The 17,841-nt window shown below is 34.8% G+C and carries 15 protein-coding genes; 13 read left to right on the top strand and 2 right to left on the bottom strand.

Annotated features, from left to right (window positions below; all coding sequences use genetic code 11):
- Positions 1–884: 884 nt before the first annotated feature.
- The 4 genes from AB674_RS16195 (at position 885) to AB674_RS16175 (ending at position 4,246) form a co-directional block, all read left to right on the top strand.
- On the top strand, positions 885–1,334 hold the full coding sequence (locus AB674_RS16195; RefSeq protein ID WP_047778290.1) for a hypothetical protein: 450 nt from the start codon (positions 885–887) through the stop codon (positions 1,332–1,334).
- 13 nt (positions 1,335–1,347) lie between these two features.
- Positions 1,348–2,265 carry a hypothetical protein gene (locus tag AB674_RS21975; RefSeq protein ID WP_053004307.1) on the top strand — a complete coding sequence of 306 codons (918 nt, stop codon included), beginning with the start codon at positions 1,348–1,350 and terminating at the stop codon, positions 2,263–2,265.
- A 92-nt stretch (positions 2,266–2,357) separates the two neighbouring features.
- Positions 2,358–2,723, top strand: a complete 366-nt coding sequence (locus AB674_RS16185) for a hypothetical protein (RefSeq protein WP_047778288.1) — start codon at positions 2,358–2,360, stop codon at positions 2,721–2,723.
- A gap of 341 nt (positions 2,724–3,064) precedes the next feature.
- The gene (locus AB674_RS16175; RefSeq protein WP_047778285.1) at positions 3,065–4,246 is read left to right on the top strand and encodes a hypothetical protein; all 1,182 of its coding nucleotides are present in this window, start codon (positions 3,065–3,067) and stop codon (positions 4,244–4,246) included.
- 128 nt (positions 4,247–4,374) lie between these two features.
- Here AB674_RS16175 and AB674_RS16170 read toward each other — a convergent pair whose 3' ends face one another.
- The gene (locus tag AB674_RS16170) at positions 4,375–4,860 is read right to left on the bottom strand and encodes a hypothetical protein (RefSeq protein ID WP_047778283.1); all 486 of its coding nucleotides are present in this window, start codon (positions 4,858–4,860) and stop codon (positions 4,375–4,377) included.
- A gap of 144 nt (positions 4,861–5,004) precedes the next feature.
- On the opposite strand from AB674_RS16170, the gene AB674_RS16165 reads away from it, so the two are divergent.
- The 6 genes from AB674_RS16165 to AB674_RS16140 all read left to right on the top strand — a co-directional run bounded on the left by AB674_RS16165 (position 5,005) and on the right by AB674_RS16140 (position 9,564).
- Positions 5,005–5,358: an ArsR/SmtB family transcription factor gene (locus tag AB674_RS16165; protein ID WP_255663875.1), complete on the top strand. Its 354-nt coding sequence runs from the start codon at positions 5,005–5,007 to the stop codon at positions 5,356–5,358.
- A complete protein-coding gene (locus AB674_RS16160) occupies positions 5,348–5,848 on the top strand; it encodes an SRPBCC family protein (RefSeq protein WP_047778277.1) in 501 nt (166 codons plus the stop codon). The genes AB674_RS16165 and AB674_RS16160 overlap by 11 nt, the downstream gene beginning before the upstream one ends.
- 177 nt (positions 5,849–6,025) lie before the next feature.
- Positions 6,026–6,451, top strand: a complete 426-nt coding sequence (locus AB674_RS16155; RefSeq protein WP_047778275.1) for a hypothetical protein — start codon at positions 6,026–6,028, stop codon at positions 6,449–6,451.
- A 45-nt stretch (positions 6,452–6,496) separates the two neighbouring features.
- Positions 6,497–7,366 carry a class I SAM-dependent methyltransferase gene (locus AB674_RS16150; protein ID WP_047778274.1) on the top strand — a complete coding sequence of 290 codons (870 nt, stop codon included), beginning with the start codon at positions 6,497–6,499 and terminating at the stop codon, positions 7,364–7,366.
- A gap of 172 nt (positions 7,367–7,538) precedes the next feature.
- Entirely contained in the window at positions 7,539–9,146 is a 1,608-nt protein-coding gene (locus tag AB674_RS16145) for an ABC-F family ATP-binding cassette domain-containing protein (protein ID WP_047778272.1), read from the top strand.
- 46 nt (positions 9,147–9,192) lie between these two features.
- A complete protein-coding gene (locus tag AB674_RS16140) occupies positions 9,193–9,564 on the top strand; it encodes a nuclear transport factor 2 family protein (protein WP_240478100.1) in 372 nt (123 codons plus the stop codon).
- Between the two features lie 280 nt (positions 9,565–9,844).
- On the opposite strand, the gene AB674_RS16135 is transcribed toward AB674_RS16140, so the two are convergent.
- Entirely contained in the window at positions 9,845–11,380 is a 1,536-nt protein-coding gene (locus tag AB674_RS16135) for a YifB family Mg chelatase-like AAA ATPase (RefSeq protein ID WP_047778269.1), read from the bottom strand.
- Between the two features lie 325 nt (positions 11,381–11,705).
- Between AB674_RS16135 and AB674_RS16130 the strand changes: the two genes are divergently transcribed.
- The 3 genes from AB674_RS16130 to AB674_RS16120 all read left to right on the top strand — a co-directional run bounded on the left by AB674_RS16130 (position 11,706) and on the right by AB674_RS16120 (position 17,651).
- A complete protein-coding gene (locus tag AB674_RS16130; RefSeq protein WP_047778267.1) occupies positions 11,706–13,133 on the top strand; it encodes a S41 family peptidase in 1,428 nt (475 codons plus the stop codon).
- A 170-nt stretch (positions 13,134–13,303) separates the two neighbouring features.
- Positions 13,304–16,300: an amidohydrolase family protein gene (locus tag AB674_RS16125; RefSeq protein ID WP_047778262.1), complete on the top strand. Its 2,997-nt coding sequence runs from the start codon at positions 13,304–13,306 to the stop codon at positions 16,298–16,300.
- 43 nt (positions 16,301–16,343) lie between these two features.
- Complete coding sequence (locus AB674_RS16120) at positions 16,344–17,651, top strand: amidohydrolase family protein (RefSeq protein WP_047778260.1); 1,308 nt, start codon at positions 16,344–16,346, stop codon at positions 17,649–17,651.
- Positions 17,652–17,841 lie beyond the last annotated feature (190 nt).

Here is a 17,841-nt window from a genome sequence, read left to right as displayed (position 1 = left end):
TTTTTGTGTCCTTTCGACGAAGGAGAAATCTTCGTTTGCTGAATCTACAATCTGATACTTTCTTTGTGGAGCTACTTGTGAAGATTTCTCCTTCGTCGAAAGGACAAGATTACGGACAATTGAAATGGAAATACACTATCGTTTGTCTAAACTGTGTACTACCACGCTAATCTGTCGATTCGTGGAAATTCGTTCAATTCTTAGCGATTACTTTACATATAAGCACGCAGATCAAGCAGATTAAACAGATTTTCACTGATCTTTTCTTCTACCCTTTTTTGTCAGGCTGAGCGAAGTCGAAGCCCCATTTTTGTGTCCTTTCGACGAAGGAGAAATCTTCGTTTGCTGAATCTACAATCTGATACTTTCTTTGTGGAGCTACTTGTGAAGATTTCTCCTTCGTCGAGAGGACAAGATTGCGGACAATTGAAATGGAAATGTACTGTCGTTTCTCTAAACTGCGCACTACCACGCTAATCTGTCAATTCGTGGAAATTCGTTCAATTCTTTGTAATTACTTTACATATAAGCACGCAGATTAAGCAGATTAAACAGATTTTCACTGATCTTTTCTTCTACCCTCTTTTGTCAGGCTGAGCGAAGTCGAAGCCCCTTTTTTGTGTCCTTTCGACGAAGGAGAAATCTTCGTTTGCTGAATCTACAATCTGATACTTTCTTTGTGGAGCTACTTGTGAAGATTTCTCCTTCGTCGAAAAGACAAGATTACGGGTAATTGAAATGGAAATACATCATCGTTTGTCTAAACCGTGTACTATCACGCTAATCTGTCGATTCGTGGAAATTCGTGTAATTCGTTGCGAAAATTTCATTACTTAAATCAAATAAAAAACCTAATTTAGCTTACCAAATCAAACCTAAAAATCATGAAACTTACGATTCCCCTGTCGGCACTATTCCTTTTACTTACTACCAATTTATTCAGTCAGACGGTTGAAGACTTAAAACTAAAAAACAAAGAAATTCCCAAAAGTTATATCGTAAACCAAGGCAATGTTTGTATTTCTCCTCAGGCTTGTACTTTTTATAATGATATTGAAACTTACAGTAACATTGTCGGAAAATTAAAGAGCAAACAAATTCAAAGTTTCAAAAGTAAAACAGACAGTGGGTCTATTATGTATTTCGAATTTGAACAAGTATTCAAAGGCGACAGGTTCCTGCAAGGAATGTTATGGAGAAAAGACGGTGAACCAACAGAGGAACATCCGGAAGAGTATCTTGCAAAAGGAAAATTTTTAATCATTTGGAGTTTTCATTCTGACAGTCCAATTAAGGAAAAATCAGAAACCAAAGTAGACGCTATTTTGCAATAAATAACAAGACCAAATGAGAAGAATATTTTTTCTACTACCCTTTTTACTATTATTCCAAACATCATATTGTGATATTGTTCCGGAGAATTCACATTTTGTTCAGAAGTGTGTCAAAATAACTAATATAAAAGACTTTCCAAATTTTAGTATCGTAGCTTGTACACAGCGTCCAATGGAAAGGATAGTAGAATCTTACATTTTAAATCCGAATGATTGTATCGAAAAAGGGTACAAATTCAATAGACTTTATATAATGGCTACTAGAAGAAGTTATCTCGAAAGCAGGCCTAAAGGCTCGATAGACTGGCTCAATGATAGAAATATCATAGAATCCTCTATCTCAATTGATAGTGGCGGTGGTAATGTAAGTAATGATAATCCTATGTCTTCTGTAGAAGAATATTATGAAATTGTAGAAATCACAAATACTAATTTCGTGATTTATAAATGCAAAGAGCTCATACGCTATAATGACGGAAGACCAATCACACTAAAAAAATATCCTTTCCCTGAAGTTCGTAGAAAACCTAAAAACCACAAAACCAACGAAATACCTGAGATTTATCCTCATACAGAGATCTTCAACTTTTTAAAAGTTTTGCTACTTACCGTATTTATAGAAACCATTCTTTTATTTCTTCTTTTTAAAACTAAATACAAGACATTACAAATAGAAAATAAGCTTTTATTATTAACAGGAGTTACAACTTCTTTTTTGACTTTACCCTATGTTTGGTTTGTGTTTCCGGCATTCATTCAATCTAGAATTCCCTATATTTTATACAGCGAATGTTTTGCTATAGTAATAGAATCTGTACTGATTTATAAATTATTAAAAATAGAATACAAAAAAGCCTTATTAGTATCTATTCTCTGTAATGGAATTTCATTTTTAATTGGGTTAATTCTAAATTCAATGAGCTTCTTATAGAATTAAAATCGCCTACTATCTTGTTAAGAAAATGGATATTAATCAAAGCTTCATTTTTAATTTGTAATTTCGACAACTTAAAAAACATAAAAATGAAACCACAAATACGAATCCTAATTTATTCTCTATTATTCTTCACTTATAGCTTTTCGACTTCGTTATTACTCGAACTAGGCGAAAAACTAAAGGATCACAGATTTATAACTTTAGGCTGCGGTTTCCTTCTTATAAATCTCATTTTTTCATTTTTTGTATTAAAATGGAGTCCTTTATTAAATATAGTCTCTTCCATTTTAATTGCAGCTTTGGCGCTATACTTGGCGTTAAGGGTTGGAGATTTGCACCTGTTTAGAAAATATGATGCTTATGGGATCAAAACCGCATTAATGGCCAATGCCCTTTTTTCAATTTTATTTTGGGAAATTGTTTACCAGATAAGGCGTAGAAAACAATTGTAGAAACGCACTGCTGTGCGTCTCTACTATGAATTTAATCGCTCGATCAAAAAATTCAGCTTAATAAATATCGAATAAGTACCATTACGGAACGAATTTTAATCTCCGAAAAAAGGCATCTCATCAAATTTTCTGATGAAAAATAAATTTCTAATCTAGCCCCGATAGAGCCGGTATCCTCGAAGTGAAACGCAGAGATAAAGGCGAAAGCGGGACTGCGGGTCATTTTGAAAATAAAAATTTCTGCTTCTGAAATTTGAGAAAAATCAAAAATTAATTTCCAAAAAAAGGCATAGTTGTTGAAAGTTAAAAGAGATATCTTTACACCTTCAAAAGTTACACCCATGCAAAAAATTACATTACTTGTTTCTATTTTATTTCTAGCGTTCTCTTGTGGCGTAAAAACGACACAATCACTGATCAGTGACGGGGATTACGATGGTGCTATAAATCGTGCTGTCGACGCATTAAGAACCAAAAAAGATTCTAAAGGAAAACAGGATTATGTGTATTTACTCGAAGAAGCTTATGCAAAAGCCAAAGACAGAGATTTACGCAATCTTGAAATGATGGATAAAGAGAAAAATCCCGCCAATCTGGAGCGTATCTATAACACCTATGTACAGTTAAACAATCGTCAGGAGAAAATCAGACCTTTATTACCGCTTCCTTTATTAAAGCAAGGTAAAAATGCTAGTTTTCCATTTGACAATTATTCTACTCAGATTGCAAGCAGTAAAATCGCTTTGTCAAAATACTTGTATGATAATGCGCAAATTCTTCTAAAATCAAAAAACAAACTAGATTCCAGAAAAGCTTATGATGATTTGGCTTTTATCGAAAGTATCAATCCAAATTACAAGAATGCGAAAAAATTAATGGATGATGCACAGTTTAAAGGAACTGATTTTGTAAACGTTTACGCTACAAACGAAACGAATATGATCATTCCGATACAATTGCAGAATGATTTATTAGATTTCAGTACTTACGGCTTAAACGATAAATGGACGGTTTACCATAGTATCAAACAAAAAAATGTGACGTATGACTATGGTCTGATCTTAAATTTCAGAGAGATATTCATTTCACCTGAACAGATTAAAGAGAAAGAATTCATTAAAGAAAGACAAATTAAAGACGGTCTTAAACCGCTTTTAGACAGTAGAGGAAGACCCGTAAAAGACAGTTTAGGACGTGCCATAAAAGTAGATAATTTTAAAACACTCAAAGTTAACATCTACGAATACAGACAATTTAAGTCTTGTGAGGTAACGGCGAAAGTAGATTATGTTGATTTAAAAACCAATCAACTTATGCAATCCTTTCCTATTACTAGTGAGTTTGTTTTTGAGAACATTTATTCGACCTATCGCGGTGACAGAAATGCCTGTGACGAAAATTATTTAGGCTATTTTAACAAACGTGCCGTGCCGTTTCCGAACAATGAACAAATGGTGTTTGATACCGGAGAAGATCTAAAAGCCAAATTCAAAAATATCATTGTCCGAAACAGATTCAGATAATCCGTTAAAAACAACATTCCGATCCCATTTGTTCAAAGCAAATGGGATTTTTTATTGTGTTTTTCGCACCAAAATTCCATTCCAAATAGCTCTATTTTCTATTCTCTATTATCTTATCCTACTACTCTTCAATAAATCCGGTTAAAGGTTTTTTTTGATCTCAACTTCTTATTTAATCCTAAATTTAGAATCAAAAACAACTGTTGCAACGTCAACAGATAACAACCGTATTGCAAGTATTCGAAATAGGAATAGGTAAACTCAAAAAGAGATGCTAAAGCTATAACACATAAAAAAAACACCTTTTTATAGCGGTACTTATAAAAGTAAACAAACTGTAATAAAATAGAAACCGGTAGTGCCAAAACGATAAGAATACCCAAAACTTCTATATACGGAAATCGATAAGGAGGCTTGAAATTGCTAATAAAATTGTAACAATCCTGAAAATAATTAACGGAAAAAGAAACTGAATTAATGTCGGCATTATTTACATTTCCGATCTGATCGGAAGCAAAAAGGAAATCCATCGTAAACGGAAGAAATAACAATAAAAATCCACCTAAGATAATTAGAAGGAACCCTTGTCTATATAAAAACTCATTTTTAATCATCTTGTTTTTTTGCCTAAAAATGACCTAAAGATAAGGTATTAATTCACAATTGTCATCATCAAATTCATATCAAAACTCTTTAGCGATTAAAAAAAAAGTTAAAAAAATAACGCGAAACCAAAAAGTTGCATATATTTGCAACTGATTGATTGCGTATTTAAACAAATAAAAATGAAACGAGATGTTTTTCAGGCCATTGCCGACCCAACCCGAAGAGCTATATTAGTATTAATTTCTTCCAGTGCATTAACCCCAAATGCAATTGCAGAACAATTTAATACTACAAGACAAGCCGTTTCTAAACACATTAAAATCCTTAATGAATGCGAATTATTGGAGGAAAAGAAAATGGGAAGAGAAATCTATTATCAGCTTAAAATTGACAAAATGAAGGAAATAGATAAATGGTTAGAACAATTTAAAGAGATCTGGGAAAATCGTTTCAATCAACTGGATCAAGTATTAATGAATTTAAAAGCTAAAGAAAATGAAAACTAATCTTTTAATGGATTTTACCGTTGACAAAGAAAATTGTACGGTAAACGTAAAACGTGAATTTAATGCTTCAATTGCAAACGTTTGGTCTGCCTGGACAGAAGCTGAAATCCTGGATCAATGGTGGGCGCCTGCTCCATACAAATCCAAAACAAAAAGCATGGATTTTAAAGTTGGAGGCCATAGACTATATGCAATGGTAGACCAGGAGGGCAAAGAAGGTTGGGCTTTGGTTGATTATATTTCGATTTCGCCAAAAAGCAATTTTAAAACTCTCGGAGCATTTTGTGATAGCGAAGGGAATATCAATCCTGATTTTCCTCGTTCTAACTGGAGTGTCTCCTTTTCTCAACAAGGTGATATTACAATTGTTGATGTGGTTATTAAACACAAACAATTGTCAGATATAGAAAAGTATATTGCAATGGGTTTCAAAGAAGGATTTACAAGTATTCTTGAGAATTTAGATAAAATCTTTGAAGCAAAAAAATAATTGCACATGCAATCCGTGGAGATGCACAGCAGCAGAGATGCACAGTAGAGATGCACTGCTGTGCATCTCTACAAAATAAATTTGTGGAATATCGTTAAATAAGTTCCAACAGTTTTGTACATAGAAGCTTTGTTTTTCTTAAATTCGTTTACGTTACTAATTTAAAAAAAACGTAATATGAATTCAAAACTAGTCAAACTCTTTTTACGTCTTGCGATCTCGGCAGGATTTCTTTCTGCTGTTGCGGATCGATTTGGATTATGGAGCAAAGAAAATTCGGTTTGGGGAAATTGGGAAAACTTTCTTGCTTACACAAAAATATTGAATCCACTGATTCCAGATAGCTTGTTATCACCTGTCGGAGTTATTGCGACTGCACTTGAAATCATTTTTCCGGTTTTTCTTTTAATTGGTTTTAAGACCGAATTGTTTGCCAAACTGAGCGGGTATTTACTATTGCTTTTCGGATTATCAATGGTATTTTCTGTCGGAATAAAAACACCTCTTGATTATTCGGTTTTTACCGGTGCCGCCGCCTGTTTTGCATTGAGTTTACTTAAAGAAAAGTATCTGGAGCTTGATACTGCGATTGCAAACAGATAAAAATGTTTCCGTTTTTTTTGATTACTGATCCCTTAAAACTAAATCATGAAAGCCAACAAAACAAGCCGAACTGCACAATATATGGCACTGTTCAGAGCATTAGAAAGTCAGCGTAATTTAAATGACAGACTATTTTCTGATCCTTATGCCATTCATTTTTTGGATCCTAAACTTAGACTAACCGTACATTTATCTAAAAACAAACAGGTTAGTAAATACATCAGCACTACGATTCAGAATAAAATTCCGGGTGCCTTTTCGTCGGGATTGGCGCGGACAAAATATATTGATGATTTACTTCAATCCACTATTTTGGGAGGTGTTACACAAGTCTTCATTTTAGGTGCTGGTTTTGACACCAGAGCTTTACGTCTTGATTTTCTAAAATCCGTCTCTGTTATAGAAATTGATCACCCCAACACCTCAAATTTTAAAATTGGTACCTTCAAAAAACGAATTGGAAAACCGCTGGAGAACATCACCTACTGCCAAATTGATTTCAACAAACAAAGTCTTGATGAATTGGCAGTACAATATCATTTTGATTTCACAAAACCGACAACCCTGATTTGGGAAGGCGTTACCAATTATTTAACGGCAGAAGCCGTAAGCAATACATTTGCTTTTATTTCTAAATTTCCAAAAGGCAGCTCTATTATCTTTACTTATGTACACCAGGAAATCCTTACCAACCCCTCTTCTTTTTTAGGAGGCGAAAAACTTTTAAAAGATTTAGAAAAACTGGAAGAGCATTGGACATTTGGTTTTCTTCCGTCTGAACTGCCCGATTACTTAAAACAATTTAATCTGAACCTCATCGAAGATTTAGGTGCAAAAGAATATCGCGAAAAATATCTGCCCAATCGAAATGAAAAGGGCTATGAATTTTATCGTGTTGCTATTGCCAAAAAATAACGCATTGTCAACGCAACAGCATGGTGCTTTTGAGATTTCAGAAAAACATTTGTATCTTTGCAGCAATTAAACTAAAAAGGTAATTCTTATGTGAAAAATAATTTCTTCCGGAAAAAATAGATAGAAAACCTAATGTGGTTCGCTATGATTATTCACTCTTAAAGAAGAAATTATGCTTACTTTACAAAACATTTCATACCTACATACGAACAAGGACTTACTGTTCGATAAAATTAGTTTTACAGCCAACCGTCAGGACAAAATTGCTTTAATCGGCAATAACGGCAGTGGAAAATCTACCTTATTAAAAATTATTTCAGGCGAATTACAAGCTTCAGAAGGCTTATTGAAATCTGATTTAAAGCCCTATTATGTTCCGCAGATTTTTGGGCAATTTAATCATCTTTCCGTTGCTCAGGCCTTACAAATTGACGATAAACTAAATGCTCTCAATGAAATTCTTCAAGGAAATGTAACCGAAACCCATCTAAACATTCTTGGTGATGATTGGACAATTGAAGAGCGTTGTGCCGAAGCGCTTCATTACTGGCAATTACAAAACTTAGATCTAAATCAAAAACTGGAGCATTTAAGTGGCGGTCAAAAAACTAAAATTTTCCTTGCCGGAATTTCAATTCACAAGCCCGAACTTGTGTTGCTGGATGAGCCAAGTAATCATTTAGATTTGGCAGGACGAACATTGTTATATAATTTCATTCAGAATACCTCATGCACCTTAATTGTGGTAAGTCATGATAGAAAGTTATTGAATCTGCTGGACATGGTTTATGAATTAACCAAACGCGGCATTACGGTTTACGGAGGTAATTATGATTTTTATGCCGAACAAAAACAGATCGAAAACAATGCCTTAAATCAGGATATTCACAGCAAAGAAAAAGCATTACGAAAGGCAAAAGAAAAGGAACGTGAAACTTTGGAACGCCAGCAAAAACTCGATGCACGTGGAAAAAAGAAACAGGAAAAAGCCGGAGTTTCCCGTATCATGATGAATACCTTACGGAACAATGCTGAAAACAGTACTTCGAAAGTCAAAAACAATCATGCCGAAAAAGTCAGTGGTATTTCCCGGGAGTTACAGGAATTGCGTTCAGGTGTAGCCGAAATCGATAAAATGAAATTCGGATTTGATACCACTAATTTGCATAATGGCAAAACATTATTTACCGCAATCGACATTAATTATACTTTTAAGAATCGGTATCTTTGGAATAATGATCTCAGCTTTCAGCTTTTAAGTGGTGAACGAATTGCTTTGAAAGGAGCAAATGGCTCCGGTAAAACAACTTTAATTAAAATAATCACCGGAATGTTGATTCCGCAGCAAGGAAGCATTTACAGAGCGGAATGCAAATCCGTTTATATTGATCAAGATTATTCTTTAATTGACAATCGCCTTTTAGTTTATGAAATGGCCGAGAAATTCAATACTTCCGGTTTACAGCAACACGATATCAGGATGAGACTTAATCGTTTTTTATTTTCTCAAAATGAATTAGACAAACCTTGCAGCGTATTAAGTGGAGGAGAAAAAATGCGCTTACTGCTTTGTTGTCTGACGATAAACAATCAATCGCCTGATCTTATTATTCTGGATGAACCGACCAATAATTTAGATATTCAGAATATCGAAATTCTTACCGCTGCCATTAATGAATATCAGGGAACTTTGATTGCGATCTCACATGACGACTCTTTTTTAGAACAAATAAACATTCAAAAGACAATTGATCTTGACCACCAAAAAACTCGTATTTAATTTTTAAATTTGTTTGAATTAGCCGAAATTAACCTTAATTTTTTTGATGATGAGTGTAAATAAAGAAACCATAGAAGAATATATGAACGCTTTCAAGGTGAGTGATCACGAGACAGTTCTTGCTTGTCTAACAGACGATATTGTCTGGGAAATGCCCGGGATTTATCAACATGTTGGCAAAGAAGCATTTGATAAAGAAATTGAAAATGAAAACTTTATCGGCAGTCCAACGATTCAGATTATAAAACTGATTGAAGAAAACAATATCGTAATTGCAGAAGGCGCCGTACAAGGCATGATGAAAAACGGAAATATACTAGATGCTGTTTTTTGCGATGTTTTTGAAATGGAAAAGGGAAAAATAAAAAAGTTAACCTCCTATCTCATGTCAAAGAATGCTTCTCTTAAATTCGAATAACAAAGAAATGCAAATTCCAAATTTTTTAAATTCCAAATTCCAATGTTGGGGTTAACTGTTGGGGGCACAAAGCTAAAACTTTGTTTTATTTGATAATAAATAGTTGTCTTTTTCTAAAGTAAAATGTCTTTTCGAACTTAAAATATTCACAAAGTATTTCAAAAAAAACCTTACGAACTCGTATGTTTAACTAAGCAAACATAGGAGTTCGCATAGGTTTGACCTAGATTTAAATAAAAAAAATCTAAAGTCTAAAATCTACAATCTAAAATCTAAAGTCTTACCCCAGCCAGCCTTCCCTATCCAGACTTCGGTACTGAATTGCTTCGGCTATGTGGGACGAAATTACGGTTGGTGCGGCCTCTAAATCGGCGATTGTGCGTGCTACTTTCAGAATCCTGTCGTAGGCACGAGCAGAGAGGTTAAGGCGTTCCATCGCTGTTTTTAATAATAGTTTTGATTGTTCGTCGAGTGCGCAAAATTCTCTGATTTGCTTGGTGTTCATTTGAGCATTGTAATGAATATTAGGCAGCTGATCAAAACGAATGGATTGTAGTTCCCGCGCTGCTGTTACACGTTTTCGAATTTCGACACTACTTTCTGCTTTTCTGTCGTCTGATAATTTTTCGAAAGGAACAGGAGTTACTTCTATATGAATATCAATCCGGTCTAATAAAGGGCCTGAAATCTTACTCAGATACCGTTGCATTTCATGCGGCGAAGAAGTATTTGGCGCGCTTGGATCGTTAAAAAACCCACTTGGACTTGGATTCATACTCGCCACCAGCATAAACGATGACGGGTAGGTTACCGTAAATTTAGCCCTTGAAATTGTTACTTCACGATCTTCCAGCGGTTGACGCATCACCTCAAGAACATCCCGTTTGAATTCAGGTAATTCATCCAGAAATAAAACACCATTGTGCGCCATCGAAATTTCACCAGGCTGCGGATAACTCCCTCCTCCAACTAAAGCCACATTAGAAATAGTATGATGCGGACTTCTGAAAGGCCTTTGATTCATTAGCCCCACTTCTTTTAATTTTCCGGCAACGCTATGAATTTTAGTCGTTTCTAAAGCTTCACGCAAAGTCATGGGTGGCAGAATACTGGGCAATCTTTTGGCCAACATTGTTTTTCCAGCTCCGGGCGGGCCGATCAAAATAATATTATGTCCCCCTGAAGCTGCAATTTCCATACATCGTTTTATGCTTTCCTGTCCACGGACGTCTGAGAAATCAAATTCAGGAAAATCGAGTGTTTTATAAAATTCAGCTCTGGTATCAATTGTGGTGGGTTCAAGCGTGCCTTTTCCTTCAAAGAAGTCAACTACTTCTTGCAGGTTTTCAACACCATAAACATCTAAACCTGCTACAATTGCAGCCTCTTTTATATTTTGTTTTGGCAGGAAAAAACCTTTATATCCTTCTTCTTTGGCTTTTATGGCAATTGGTAAAGCTCCGTTTATGGATTGCAAACTTCCGTCAAGCGAGAGTTCTCCCATAATTATATATTGATCCACATCAAGTGCTTTTATCTGATGTGATGCTGCCAAAATCCCAATCGCGAGTGTCAGGTCATAGGCGGAACCCTCTTTTCGTAAATCGGCCGGTGCCATATTGATGGTGATTTTTTTACCCGGAAAAGTATATGCATTATTCTTTAATGCCGCCGCAATGCGATAACTGCTTTCTTTTATGGCATTATCGGGTAAACCAACCAAATGATACCCGATTCCTTTATCCATATGAACTTCGACCGTAATTGTGGTAGCTTCTACTCCAAAAACGGCACTTCCGTAAACTTTTACTAACATAAACGCTTTTAATTAAATGTTTTTAAAGCTAATGAAAACAATTTAATTGTAGTTATTTTATTACAAATAAATATTCGAAATACTTTGCATTTAACTTTAACCTCTGCATTTTCTACAAATTCATACAAATCTCAATTCTTCTGTTATATCCGAAATCATTCTTCGATTACCTCTTATCTACGAACATCCGTTATGTATCGTAGCAAACTGGCTTAACAAAAAAAATCGATAAATCACTAAATAACAACTCACTCTGCTATTTTTTTATCAAAAATTTGTAATAAAATTCTATATTAGCGCTATCCAAAAAAATCAAAAAACCACTATGAATCACACCTCAAAACCAATTCAAAACAAGTCTTTTTCTTTTAGTCGGCAACTTGTTTTTTCTTTGCTTCTATCTTTTGGTATTGCCCTGCAAGTAAACGGCCAGCAAAAGAAGATTACTGAAAAATTTAAAAAGGAAACTGTTTTAAAGATAGATTCCCTTCTTCAAAAAAACTATATCTTCCCTGAAAAGGCAAAATTGATCGGAGCCCATTTAAAAGGGGCGTACAAAGATGGTAAATTTAAAAAATACGAACTGTTAGATTCTTTTTCAACAGCACTGACAAAAGAGGTAAGATTCATTAACGACGACAAACATTTGGGAATCAAGCCAAGATTTGTTCCCACAAAGGAAAAAACAAAATCAAATCAGGATTCTTATGAAATTTACCTTCATAACTTAACCGATGATCGCAAGCTGTCAAATGGTTTTAGAGAAGTCAAAATAATCGACGGTAACATCGGGTATCTTAATTTTAATTTTTTCATACACGAAACGAATCAAACCATTGATTCCTATCTGTATTTACTAGAAAAAACGGACGCCATCATTATTGATTTAAGAACCAATGGCGGCGGAAGCCCAAAAACGGTTCAATATTTATGCAGTTATTTTCTTAAAGCCCCTTTACTATTAAATACATTGTATTTTAGAAAAGACAACTATACAGAAGAATTTTGGGTAAAAGAGGTAAACGGAAAAAAGAGACTTGATGTTCCATTGTTTATTATTACCAGCGCAAAAACCTTTTCAGGAGCTGAAGAATTCAGTTATAATATGCAAACTCAAAAAAGAGCAACACTAATCGGTGAAACAACCGGTGGTGGCGCCAATCCCGCTGAGTCATTCGAAATTAATTCCCTGTTAGAAATATTCATTCCTACCGGAACTGGTATTAATCCCGTTACAAAAACAAACTGGGAAGGAATTGGTGTAATCCCGGAATACAAAACAACTAAAGACATGGCCTACGATAAAACTTTAGAATTAGCCACTAAAGCTGCCGAAAACTACAGAAGCAAAAACGCAGCGGAATCGAAAAAACTGTATCAAGAACTACAGACCTCTATTGACCAACAAACAAAACCACTCAACGAAGGTGATTTGGCTAAAATGGATCAGCAACTATTCCAGGTGATAAAAAAAATGACCGAATCTGATTTATTTAATGAGGGTGACATCGATGTTTTATCAGCTGACTACACCAAGACAAAACCATATATTGCAGAATCCATTTTAAAAAGCAATGCCGAACTACATCCAAAATCTCCTATTGCCTTTTTAAAATATGGTGATCTTTTGGAGCAAAACGGAAAAAAAGGCGACGCAACAGCTGTCTTAAAAAAAGCAGTAGAAGTCGCAACAGAAATCAAAGCGCCTTATCTGGAAGGATTAAAAAACCGCTATGAAAGCATTCTAAAATAAAAAAACAAAACTTAGAATAAAACAGTCCAAAAAACATTCAAAAACGATAAACCGGAAAAGTCAAAACTTCACTGAGTAGCTTCTAATACCATAATTAGTATAATTTTTAATTTAAAACTTGTTCAAATATTAATATTTGTTATTTTTATTAAAAATTATACTAATTATCCATGAAAAAAACCTTACTACTGTTCTTTTTGACTGTTTTTTTAACAAAAACACAGGCACAAAGCTATTTCCCCGTTAACGAAAGTGTACAAAACAAAAATAAAAACTACACGGTTTTTACTAATGCTACCATTTATGTTACCCCAACTCAAAAAATCGAAAAAGGAACTTTACTTGTTCAGGACGGTAAAGTCGTTGCGGTAGGCAATGCTGTTTCGATTCCTAAAAACAGCATCGTTGTTAATCTTGAAGGCAAAACCATCTACCCTTCCTTTATTGATATTTATACCAGTTTTGGAATTGAAAAACCAAAAAGAAATCTAAGCTCAGGAGGCGACCGTAGCCCGTTATATGACACCAAAAGAGTCGGCTACTACTGGAATGAAAGCGTTCGCTCTGAGCTAAACGGTTCCGAAACGTTTAAATACGATACTGCAAAAGCAGAGGAATTATTAAAAGCCGGTTTTGGTGTTGTCGGTACCCATATACCTGATGGAATCGCACAAGGAACCGGAATATTAGTTGCTTTGAACAATACTGAAAACAGTAAACAAATTATAGCAGATAAAATTACCAATCACTTTGCTTTTACCAAAAGTAACGTGACCAACCAAGCCTACCCTAGTTCTTTAATGGGTTCGATGGCCTTGTTGCGCCAGATGTATTTAGATTTGGATTGGTACAAAAAAGGAAATTCAGAAACCAAGGATTTATCCTTAGAAGCATTGGCTGCTAACGAAAAACTAATTCAAATATTTGCTGCAGAAGACAAACTAAACAGTTTGAGAGCTTCTAAAATTGCAAAAGAATTTGGATTGAACTACGTTTTGAAAGGAAGCGGAAATGAATTTGAAAGAATTCAGGAAATTAAAAACACGAATGCTAAATTTATTATTCCAATTAGTTTCCCGGAAGCTTATGATGTTTCTAACCCTTATTTATCGAATCAGGTAGAATTAACAGACATGCGTTTTTGGAATCAGGCACCAACCAACCTTAAAGTCCTTTCAGACAATGGAGTCGTTTTTGCTTTGACAACAGACAAACTAAAGAAAACGGAAGACTTTAAAACTAATTTATTAAAAGCCATAAAATTGGGCTTTGATAAAACAAAAGCTTTAGAATCATTAACGACAATTCCTGCTGCTATTCTAGGAAAAAGCAATGAAATTGGAAGTTTAAAAACAGGTACTTATGCCAATTTTGTAATTACATCGGGTGAAATTTTTGATGAAAAAACAATTTTGTATGAAAACTGGGTTCAAGGAACTAAATACATCGTTAATGATATCAATGCAAAAGATATTCGTGGCAACTATGATTTAACCATTGGAAACGATACCTACAAATGGAAAATTGCAGGAACTGAAACGACTCCAAAATCTGAAGTTACTACAGCTGCTGCTGCCAAAGTAAACAGTACTTTTAACGTTTCTAAAAATTGGATTTCTCTTGTCCTTAAACCAAGTGATACAACGAAATCTAACTACACCCGTTTAACCGGATTTGTAGAAAACGCAGAAAATCTATCCGGAAAAGCAGTCCTTTCAAACGGAAATGAATTAATTTGGAACGCTAAAAAAACGAGTCCATTTACAGCTGTAAAAGACTCTTCCAAAGTAGAAAAACCAAATGTAATTATTCCGACCACCTACCCTAACGTTGCTTTTGGTGACTCAAAAAAGTTAACGGCTCAAACCCTGCTTTTCAAAAATGCTACAGTTTGGACGAATGAAAAAGAAGGAATTTTAACGGAGACCGACGTCTTAATCAAAAACGGAAAAATTGCGGCTGTTGGTAAAAATCTTTCTGATGCATCCGCTGTTAGTATCGATGCCAAAGGAAAACATATCACCAGTGGTATTATTGACGAGCATTCGCATATCGCTATCTCAAAAGGGGTAAACGAAAGCGGACACAATTCGACTGCAGAAGTTACGATTCAGGATGTTGTAAATTCGGAAGACATTAATATCTACAGAGATTTAGCCGGAGGAGTTACGATTTCACAATTATTACACGGATCTGCAAATCCAATTGGAGGACGTTCTGCTATCGTAAAATGGAAATGGGGTTCTTCACCAGAAGAAATGCTGTATAAAAATCAACCTAAATTTATCAAATTTGCTTTAGGAGAAAACGTAAAACAAGCCAATTGGGGCATTCAGAACCCTACTCGTTTCCCACAAACCAGAATGGGAGTTGAACAGGTTTTCACTGATTACTTTCAACGTGCCAAAGAATATGACGAAAGCTGGAAGACTTTTAATTCCGGTTCTAAAAAAGGAAAAGCACCAAGAGTTGATCTTGAATTACAAACTTTAGCCGAAATCATTAATAAAGACCGTTTTATTACTTGCCACTCTTATGTTGAATCGGAAATTTTGATGTTGATGAATGTTGCGGAGAAATTCAACTTCCGTGTCAACACATTCACTCATATTCTTGAAGGCTATAAAGTATCTGATAAAATGAAAGAACATGGCGTTGGAGCTTCGACGTTTTCGGACTGGTGGGCTTACAAGTTTGAGGTTAATGATGCCATTCCATTCAATGGTCCAATCATGCACAACCAAGGTGTCGTAGTTGCTTATAATTCTGATGATGCCGAAATGTCCCGAAGATTAAATCAGGAAGCAGCAAAAGCAGTAAAATACGGAAATATTTCTGAAGAAGATGCGTGGAAATTTGTCACTCTTAATCCAGCAAAATTATTGCATATAGATGATAAAGTAGGAAGTCTTAAAGTAGGTAAAGATGCCGATGTGGTCTTATGGAGCGATAATCCTTTATCTATTTATGCTAAAGCAGAAAAAACAATTATTGAAGGAGTTGTTTATTTTGATATTGAAAAAGACGCCGACAAACAACTTGCAATCACTAAAGAAAGAAACATCCTGATCGGTCAGATGTTACAAGAAAAAAACAAAGGAGCAAACACACAGAAACCTACTAAAAAAGAGAAGATAGAGTATCACTGTGACACTTTAGAACAATAATCAAAGCACCTTTAAAAAACTTGTAAAGTTAAAAACAGATAAAATGAAAAATAAAAACATCTATATATTGCTGCTCTTATTTTGTGCATCATTTCAAATAAAAGCACAGCAAATACCAGCGCCAAAACAAACAAAATCAATTTTAATTTTAAACGCAACAGCACACTTGGGTGACGGGACTGTGATTCAAAACAGCGCTGTTGGATTTAAAGACGGCAAAATCACTTTAGTAGCAGATGCCACCACGATAAGATTGGCTGCTGATGCCTACGACACTACGATCGATGCCAGTGGCAAACATATCTATCCGGGATTTATCGCTCCAAACTCTACTTTGGGTTTAGTAGAAATTGATGCGGTAAAATCTTCCGATGATATGGAAGAAATTGGAAGTTTTAACCCGAATGTAAGAAGTATTATTGCTTATAATTCAGAATCAAAAGTGGTTGAAACCGTACGTCCAAACGGTGTTTTAATAGCGCAGATAACACCACGAGGAGGCACTATATCAGGTACTTCTTCTGTTGTTCAATTAGACGCATGGAGTTGGCAAGATGCTATTCTAAAAGAAAATGACGGAATCCATCTTAATTTCCCTTCCAGTTTTAAAAGATCAGGATCTTGGTTTGAACCGGGCGTAATTGAACCTAACAAAGACTATCCAAAACAAGTCGAAGAAATAAATGCTTTTTTAGTCAATGCTAAAGCTTACAATCAAACTGCTGCAAAAGAAAGAAATGTAGTTTTAGAAGCTACCAAAGCTCTTTTTGAGGGTACACAAACGCTTTACATACATGCAGATGAAGAGAAACAAATTATAGACGCCATACAACTTGCCCTTAACAACCAAATTAACAAGATTGTTATTGTGGGTGGATTTGAAGCTTATAAATCAGCCGATTTATTGAAAAAGCATAATGTCGGCGTATTATTAAGACGTGTTCATGACATGCCGACAAACGACGATCAGGATGTAAACCTGCCTTATAAAATGGCTAAGATTCTAACAGACAAAGGCATTATTGTTGGTCTTGAAAACAGCGGTGATCACGAACGTATGAGTGTACGAAATCTGCCTTTCCTGGCAGGAACTTGTGCTGCTTTTGGTTTAGATAAAGAGAAAGCTTTACAATTGATAACTTCAAATACAGCCAAGCTATTAGGCATTGAATCTACCTGTGGCATCTTAGAAACAGGTAAAGATGCCACGTTATTTATTTCTGAAGGTGATGCTTTAGATATGAGAACAAACAAACTGACAGCTGCTTTTATTCAGGGAAGAACAATTAATTTGGAAACGTTTCAAACCAAATTGAATGATAAATTTAAAGCAAAATTCAATCAGAAATAATTAGATTAACTCTAATCAGTTTAAGCGCCAATTGAGAAATCAGTTGGCGCTTTTTTTATTTAAAAATTTTCAAAAAAAAAGTCGTATCGATTGAATACTAAGCTTTTATAAAGATTACCAGAAAAGTCAGGTAACGATTTGGTAACGGTGCTTATTGCTTTGCTTTTCAACGTATTTCCGTTAGTTCATA

This window comes from Flavobacterium sp. ABG, assembly GCF_001027725.1.
Taxonomy (GTDB): domain Bacteria; phylum Bacteroidota; class Bacteroidia; order Flavobacteriales; family Flavobacteriaceae; genus Flavobacterium; species Flavobacterium cupriresistens.
Note: the sequence above shows the minus strand (reverse complement) of the source record. Positions and strands in the feature narration are given on the sequence as shown.

Bases quoted from the DNA above. Each gene is read 5' to 3' on its own strand.
- AB674_RS16125 (WP_047778262.1), top strand. From the start codon at position 13,304: ATGAAAAAAACCTTACTACTGTTCTTTTTGACTGTTTTTTTAACAAAA.
- AB674_RS16140 (WP_240478100.1), top strand. From the start codon at position 9,193: ATGATGAGTGTAAATAAAGAAACCATAGAAGAATATATGAACGCTTTC.
- AB674_RS16160 (WP_047778277.1), top strand. From the start codon at position 5,348: ATGAAAACTAATCTTTTAATGGATTTTACCGTTGACAAAGAAAATTGT.
- AB674_RS16130 (WP_047778267.1), top strand. From the start codon at position 11,706: ATGAATCACACCTCAAAACCAATTCAAAACAAGTCTTTTTCTTTTAGT.
- AB674_RS16145 (WP_047778272.1), top strand. From the start codon at position 7,539: ATGCTTACTTTACAAAACATTTCATACCTACATACGAACAAGGACTTA.
- AB674_RS16135 (WP_047778269.1), bottom strand. From the start codon at position 11,380: ATGTTAGTAAAAGTTTACGGAAGTGCCGTTTTTGGAGTAGAAGCTACC.
- AB674_RS16150 (WP_047778274.1), top strand. From the start codon at position 6,497: ATGAAAGCCAACAAAACAAGCCGAACTGCACAATATATGGCACTGTTC.
- AB674_RS16155 (WP_047778275.1), top strand. From the start codon at position 6,026: ATGAATTCAAAACTAGTCAAACTCTTTTTACGTCTTGCGATCTCGGCA.
- AB674_RS21975 (WP_053004307.1), top strand. From the start codon at position 1,348: ATGAGAAGAATATTTTTTCTACTACCCTTTTTACTATTATTCCAAACA.
- AB674_RS16170 (WP_047778283.1), bottom strand. From the start codon at position 4,860: ATGATTAAAAATGAGTTTTTATATAGACAAGGGTTCCTTCTAATTATC.
- AB674_RS16195 (WP_047778290.1), top strand. From the start codon at position 885: ATGAAACTTACGATTCCCCTGTCGGCACTATTCCTTTTACTTACTACC.
- AB674_RS16175 (WP_047778285.1), top strand. From the start codon at position 3,065: ATGCAAAAAATTACATTACTTGTTTCTATTTTATTTCTAGCGTTCTCT.
- AB674_RS16185 (WP_047778288.1), top strand. From the start codon at position 2,358: ATGAAACCACAAATACGAATCCTAATTTATTCTCTATTATTCTTCACT.
- AB674_RS16120 (WP_047778260.1), top strand. From the start codon at position 16,344: ATGAAAAATAAAAACATCTATATATTGCTGCTCTTATTTTGTGCATCA.